The 6,838-nt window shown below is 40.0% G+C and carries 5 protein-coding genes and 1 pseudogene; 4 read left to right on the top strand and 2 right to left on the bottom strand.

Annotated features, from left to right (window positions below; genetic code table 11):
• Nucleotides 1–480 (bottom strand): helix-turn-helix domain-containing protein (locus tag Q7V32_RS19635; RefSeq protein ID WP_304898668.1); only part of this gene is annotated, 480 nt, incomplete at its 3' end.
• A 732-nt stretch (nucleotides 481–1,212) separates the two neighbouring features.
• On the opposite strand from Q7V32_RS19635, the gene Q7V32_RS19630 reads away from it, so the two are divergent.
• Genes Q7V32_RS19630 through Q7V32_RS19615 form a run of 4 tightly spaced genes read left to right on the top strand, consistent with a single transcriptional unit; the run spans nucleotide 1,213 to nucleotide 5,089 of the window.
• The gene (locus Q7V32_RS19630) at nucleotides 1,213–2,124 is read left to right on the top strand and encodes a hypothetical protein (protein WP_304898667.1); all 912 of its coding nucleotides are present in this window, start codon (nucleotides 1,213–1,215) and stop codon (nucleotides 2,122–2,124) included.
• Nucleotides 2,125–2,132: 8 nt separating this feature from the next.
• Nucleotides 2,133–3,932 carry a hypothetical protein gene (locus tag Q7V32_RS19625; RefSeq protein ID WP_304898666.1) on the top strand — a complete coding sequence of 600 codons (1,800 nt, stop codon included), beginning with the start codon at nucleotides 2,133–2,135 and terminating at the stop codon, nucleotides 3,930–3,932.
• A 6-nt stretch (nucleotides 3,933–3,938) separates the two neighbouring features.
• The gene (locus Q7V32_RS19620) at nucleotides 3,939–4,400 is read left to right on the top strand and encodes a hypothetical protein (protein ID WP_304898665.1); all 462 of its coding nucleotides are present in this window, start codon (nucleotides 3,939–3,941) and stop codon (nucleotides 4,398–4,400) included.
• Complete coding sequence (locus tag Q7V32_RS19615; RefSeq protein ID WP_304898664.1) at nucleotides 4,397–5,089, top strand: DUF4105 domain-containing protein; 693 nt, start codon at nucleotides 4,397–4,399, stop codon at nucleotides 5,087–5,089. The genes Q7V32_RS19620 and Q7V32_RS19615 overlap by 4 nt, the downstream gene beginning before the upstream one ends.
• A 198-nt stretch (nucleotides 5,090–5,287) precedes the next feature.
• Here the strand turns inward: Q7V32_RS19615 and Q7V32_RS19610 are convergent.
• Nucleotides 5,288–6,501 (bottom strand): annotated as a pseudogene (locus tag Q7V32_RS19610) (transposase).
• Nucleotides 6,502–6,838: the final 337 nt, after the last annotated feature.

Below are 6,838 nucleotides of genomic sequence, written 5' to 3'. Positions count from 1 at the left end.
AATAATATTCGCCGCTTTTTCGGTGAATTCAGGATCCGTGCTAACGCACCAACTTCGTGAGCGATGTAAATAAATCCCTTCTTTTTTCAAAACACGCCAAACAGCATGATGACTGGCGTTCAATGCTTCCGCCAAAGTCGGACAATCCCATCGCGCCAAACCTTCCGGTGGTCTTTCTTTCAGTTTCGCTAACAAGCGATCCCTAAAGGCTTTTCCATAGGTTTCAGGCTTACCTGGGCGCGGTTCATCATCGAGTCCGGCAAGCCCTTTTTCCGTAAACCGCCTTCGCCATTTGCTGACACGAGGAATTGAGCAAGCTAATGTCGCCGCAACCTCTAGATTTTGCTTGCCTGTTGCGCACTCTAAAATAATTTGAGCACGCTCGACCAGTCGACGCTCGGCACTATGGCTGCGGACTATTTTTTCAAGCTGTTGTTTTTGTTCGGTGGTCAGTGTTATTTCTATCGCTTTTCTAGGCATAATGCCTAGTATAGCTGATAGACCATATTATTTCTGCAATTAAACAATAGTTTCGTCAGTCGGTTGGTCAAGCTGACCCGCCAGTTGCCAGAAATTGCGAAGTCCTTTTTCGGCGAAGAACTACCGAACCACATTACCCGATTTGAATTGGCAATTAGTTCTCCGCCATTGGGGAAAGCATAAAAAGGAGGTTCGTAGAGAAGCAATTTTGACCGGCGAGAATAGCCAAGCTACAACATCTAATTTCTGACAAAATCCACATGGGGTAAGCGTAAGACGAATGACTTGCAGCGTACTCACTTTGAGTCGAAGTGACTCATTCATCTGGATATGAATTAAACCTGTGTGCCCTATCGGAAAAAATAACTTGGCGCAGTAAAATGCCTTGACTATCAGAAACTTGTCTAGTCTGCTCAGCAAAACTTTGAACACTAAGGGGGTGAAAGAAATCAAATGTTCTCCTGATTAGCAAGATGTTTCAGCTAAATCCATCAGTGCCCGTCATGCCCGTCGGGAAACGGGCATCCAGTGCTATGAATGGTAAGCTTCGAGCTATCCATGTGATCTGGATTCCGACAATCCCTGCCGGAATGACGCGTCCGAATATATAGCTGAAACATCTTTATAATCAGGAATGTTCTTGTGTTTACGAGCTTTTAACGATCAACTATACTCGGTCAGGAATAAGTTGGTATCTCATTTTTATTTTAATCTCATAATGAGGATAACGTAATGGCGGACGATAGCAATACCACTCCTCAATTTCCTCCAGCTGAGGAGTATCCACCACCTGGCCCAATTGAAATACCAAAGGTACCAACTATACCTGGTACTGACCCAAGAATTACAGAGATAACCAGAGAGGTTCTGCTGGCGCAGCTTTTACGAGATATATTACTTCCGCTCGAACAGCTTAAGAACCCTTCAAATCAAATTAATGAAGCCCACAATTTTGTTTTAAAAGAACAATCTGCAACCGTCAGTAATGGTGCTACTAAGGCAGAAATTTCATTAAATGGCCGAATTGACCCGGTGGTAGCTCGCAATGTTTTTTTTGACGCGACAGCAAATGAAATTAGGTCATTTACTAACACCTTATCTTTAACAAAAGATATAAATCCACTTGGAAATTTTGGCTTTAATGGCCGATTTTTTCAATTTGGTGATAACAATAGCGAGAATCAATATACAAATAAACCAAAATCACGAATTCCTTATTTAGAAATGACGAATATAAATTTGTCTTTTTTTGCGTGGCGTCGAGGTTTTACGGTTACAGGAGGATATGAACCGACTGGTCATAATCCGAATTCTTTACATTATGTCGGAAGAGCGATCGATATTCGAGTGTGGCACATGGCTGACGTGCAAGATAAAAAAGGTCATGTAACAAAGGGAAGAGTCAACATACCTAATCAAGCTCTGATGGATTTTAAAAATGAAGCAATTAGCCTAGGTATTAGAGTAAGGGATGAAAGAACCCGTCCACCTAAACAGAAAGTTTGGGGTGGTCCTCACTTTCACATGGATGTGCCAAAAGGTAAATCAGCCCTTTTAAATGATTTAAGTTCTTATGGAGACAATAGCAATTCTAATCCACTTAGTGAATTCAAACCTTGGTGGCAAAATAAAGATAGTAAATAGGTGTGCTAATGGACGAAAATAACGACGATGTGAAACGATTAGAAAGAAGAGAGTTATTACTTGCTGGTGCGGCTCTTTTAGCTGCATCAAGTACAGCAAGTTCATTTGACAGACCAGAGGGAAAACCAAAACCAACGAATGCTAGCAGAAATAGTTTTGTACCAAAACAACTTGGCGAAGACCTCGCTAGTAAGAGAAAAAAACCAATTTCCCCAACAGTAAATGAAAAAACTTCAGAAATCGAGAAAGATTCAGGATATAAGATTGACTTCGGCCGTGACCCAACGAAGGATAGGCAACTCAGAGAGTATTTCGGACTTGAGCTTAATGATAAAATAAAACCTGAAAGGTTATTAGATAGATTTTCAAAGATAGATTCACAATTTTCATTTATTCCGAATGAATGGCCTCTACCATTCAACCGATTTCATATTGAAGTATTATTATCCACAGCTGGTCAGGACATCGATAAAGGATTAAACGAGCTATCAATATGGCAGGAAAAAGCATCACTTGCTGCAAACCTTGGCTTAGAGATGCTACATTATTTGAAATTAGATGAAGTTCACCGAGCTGAGGAGGCGGCTGGATTTTATGACGTATCAAGTGAGTTAGCTATATCAGATAGAGTTTCGGAAGAAATAACTGCGTCTTTATCAAAAGCTGCTTATGAAAATTTGGATAATCTATTAAAGCAATATCAAAGTCTAGAACAAATTAATAAACAACTTACACTATCCCAGTTTTCAGCATGGCTTGGAGCATTGCCACACAATGCAGAGCCTAATGTAGGTAACGACCTAACTCATAGCGGCAATGGTTTTGATGCTAAGCCTACCTTTGAACACATGAAGGATATTGCGTTTGACCAGGGAATGCCGCATCATTTAGCCAGTCAAATTCAACTTGCTATTCAAAGTGACCAGCAGGAGTTCCAAAATTTGGCAGCGGAAGCCCGACTCAAAGCAAAAATAAAAAAAGAAAATTGGGAATTAAAAGATAAAGAATTCAGATCACAACGCACACAGATTGCTAGAAACCTTGCTCAGATAAAACTACAAGCGGCTACTGAAAAAGGAGGAGCCCTTAATTTTGTAGAACAAATGCTGCCTATTCAAGATAGATTCAACAGAAATCTAAGTGATGCAGTAATTAGAATTGATAGTGCTAATCAAGGATTGTGTGATTTATTCGATTTCCCAATAAACATCCCAAGGCAATTAAAATCAGTTATCTCTTCTGCTCGCAGTGGGGATAATGTAAATGGGGCTAAAGTAGGATTATTTGATGAAGCTTTAATTTGGGTTAGAAACGCTCAAACATGGTATGAAGCCTTGATGCAGAGGGAGCAGAGTTATATTTTCAGCTTATCAATTCGTTCGTTATTTGCAGAAGAGTCATGGAAACAAACTTTAACTTCCGGTAACTGGAGTTTTGAATTAGAGGAAGATCATTTTCCTGAACAACATTGTATTAGACTTAAGGGAATTAGTTGTTCTGTGATAGGTGGAAAAAAGGATGATATTTGGCTTGCCAGAATACTTCCTCCTCGTCAAGCCAGACATAGGACACCATCAGGTAAGAGAGTTAATTTAACGCAATCTCATATAAGTCCTATCAGAATTGGAAGAATACAAACTAGAGATTCTGTACGTGAACCTGATGCAGTTGGAATTATTTCATTACATAACGCATCGCCAATAGGCGAATGGGATTTATCATTTTCACCAGTCAGTAGAACTAATGATCATTTGTCAGAATTAGAAGATATTGTTCTTGACTTGCATATTGGATACTTTTCAAGGTGAATGAAAATGAAAAATAATAGAATTACAGGTATAGCTATAATTATTATATCTGTATCATGCAGTCAAAATTCTCCCTTAGATATTCCTACATTGAGCATTCCACAAAGTATTAATGAGAAATCGGGATCTATAGAATTACTATCTGCTTCTGTGCAAATAAGTTGCTCACTGAAAGATATTACAAACGAATATCAGAAAAAAATTAATGAATTCTCGAATTGGGCAATAAGTAACGGAAATAATTGTCTGTTAGAAAATCCAATAAAAGAGTGCGTTGACAGCATAAATTCTTGCATTTTAGATTACAAAAACACTATCAATAGCACTCTGCACAAGATTTGTTTTTGGCAAACAGCATACGACCAAAAATTGTACATAGATAAAATAAGTCTCGCTAATTTTAAAGAAAATCATACGTGCAATAATGCTTCTGAGTATCCTAAAGCGATTCATTATATAAAACATTGAACAAAACATTTAATTTTTTCATTGCAATCCTGTTTTACCTTTATCAAACATATGGGGAGTGTGGCGGCAATAATCATATTAACACATTGCCTCCTGGGGTTTATATTATCACTATAGGGTCTGGCGAGAGCATTTATGAAAAACTGGGCCATACCGCGCTTGCAGTAGTAAAGACAAATAATCCTCCCTATGTCTTCGATTATATGGTTGGCGATCCAACGATATGGATTGGGCTGCGATACTTTATATCCCGAATTGAGTTAATTCCTAGACGTAGAGATGGGTTAAACAGCCTATATGAATATAAGGCAAACAATAGAGCCTTGAGTCTCGATAAACTTAATCTAGAATTTATAAATGAAGAGCGAATTATTGAGGCAATAGAATACGCAATAAAAGATAACAAGCATACGTATTTTAATATCTTTTATAACAATTGCACAACAAGAGTCATGAAATTGATATTTGACTCTAGCATTGAAAGTAGACATTTATCCAAAAATAAAGATAACGAGTCGTCATTATTTTTGAAAATATACAAAAATATGCTATTAGTAGCATATCCTGGTGAAGCAAAGAGCCAAGATGATTTATTCACCCCAGAATCTCTGCATTCATTTTTAATAGAAAAAAAACTCGCTAGAAATTTTATAGCCATTAATCCAGATATCGAAAAAAACAAAAATTGATATGCTTTAATCTTATATCGCATAAGTACTCATACAAAATTATCCAGGTGTTTTCAGATGAAGATATGAATATCCCTTTGCCTATACCCTACATCTCTTCTAATGTTGCACAGGTATTGCTGAAGTACGCTTGCGGAAGCTGACCACCATTTTGCAGGGTTATTAATGTACGAGTACTTAACATACCTTCGCCAAAAATCATGCTGCTTTCGCATGAATTCGACTGATTTCTGCGGCTTGGAAAATCCTTTCATCAATATAAAACTCATCCGCATTTTTGCCGAGCGAATTAATAATGCGCCGCGTGTATTTTCGCGCCCTGAAGATAGTTTTTAAGTCCAGCATACTGCTCCTGTTTACGCCCTCGAGTTTGGCTGATAATAGCTGCGAAAAGGTCACCATAAAGAGGGCAAAGTTAGCGGCATTGTTGACTTGCGTTGCTTTGATAGCCATAAAATCTTCGAGTCCCCAGTATTGTTTGGCGTCTCGAAAGTTAAACTCGATTTGAAAACGCAAGGCGTAATAATCAATCAACTTTTCACTCGTCAGTGTCAGGTCATCACTAAACAACAACACCTTTGCGGTTCGCCCGGTGTTCAGGTTGACTTTTACGATGATGGCAACATTCAGTAATTCGGGAAAGTTTTTATGCCAAACCTGCACTTGGTAAACACGGGTGCGGATGTTTTTTTCCACAGTTTCTAGTGTTAGAGAGTCAGCCGTCAGCGTTTCCACGGTTAGTTTTTCGCCATATTTACGGGGCTTGCCCTTGCCTGAATACGCCCCGGCATAGGGGAAATAGAGCTTTGAATCATGGCGCAGCTTAGAAATAAGATGCAGTCCTGCTTGTTTAACCGCTTGCAAACTGGCATTGTTGCCCAAGGCGCCATCATACACGAAGTAGACGATGGCCAAGTCCAGGCCTATCAGGGTTAAAGCTGAACGGATGCAGTTATGCAATTGCGTCTGGAAAGGCGATAAGGCCACCGCCTTTCTGTTTTTGTTAAGACTGCCTTTGGGCCTGCCGGCGGCCTGTCCTTTCGTCTTGACCGCTTTGGGTGCACTGTTTTGAACGTCACTGCGCACCAACTGCTCGGTGATTAAAGGATAAGCGGCTCGCGTTTCAACGTGGAGCAATGACAGGTTTAAAAAGCACAGGCCTGGGAGCGCCTTGTTGTAAATAGATGAAAAAAAATCCCCAGCCCATACGTTTCTTTCCCTGATTTGGTCACCATGACTTCGTCACCGATGAGCAACCAGGTTCCTTTCGTTTCCAGTGCGTGTGGTTTTACCAGTTGCCAACGCAACCGTGGCCAGTCTATCTTTTCTTTAAAAAAACGTTGCACCGTTCGATAACTCCCACCTTTTTCCGTCCAGCGGGATATGCCCAGCTGAGTGACTCGCCCGGTCATCGCCAACACGGCTTCAACGATCAGGGTTAGTTGCTTGAACGTCCGAGGTGCCAGCGATGAGCTCAGGCTGCTAAGTGTTGTGATTATTTCGTCCATGATCAGATTAGGTGGGTGATACTGTGATTTAAGGTTTCTGTATTCTACCTTTTCTAGGCATCTATGTTTTGTCCCATCCGCAAAGAATCATGCTTACCGTTCGGTAAATGTCAACGTAGTTGTCGCATCAGTTAAAAATTAGTGGACAGTAGTGTCGGTTTTTTTCGCCGCATTATTGTTTGGTTTATCAGGATTTAAACAGACTTCTGGCTGCCAATCCCAGTTTCGGGTGTTACGACTC

The sequence above is a fragment of the Methylicorpusculum sp. genome (assembly GCF_030651835.1).
In the GTDB taxonomy this organism is placed as follows: domain Bacteria; phylum Pseudomonadota; class Gammaproteobacteria; order Methylococcales; family Methylomonadaceae; genus Methylicorpusculum.
This window is presented reverse-complemented; position numbering and strand designations above follow the sequence as displayed.

Bases quoted from the DNA above. Each gene is read 5' to 3' on its own strand.
- Q7V32_RS19620 (WP_304898665.1), top strand. From the start codon at position 3,939: ATGAAAAATAATAGAATTACAGGTATAGCTATAATTATTATATCTGTA.
- Q7V32_RS19625 (WP_304898666.1), top strand. From the start codon at position 2,133: ATGGACGAAAATAACGACGATGTGAAACGATTAGAAAGAAGAGAGTTA.
- Q7V32_RS19630 (WP_304898667.1), top strand. From the start codon at position 1,213: ATGGCGGACGATAGCAATACCACTCCTCAATTTCCTCCAGCTGAGGAG.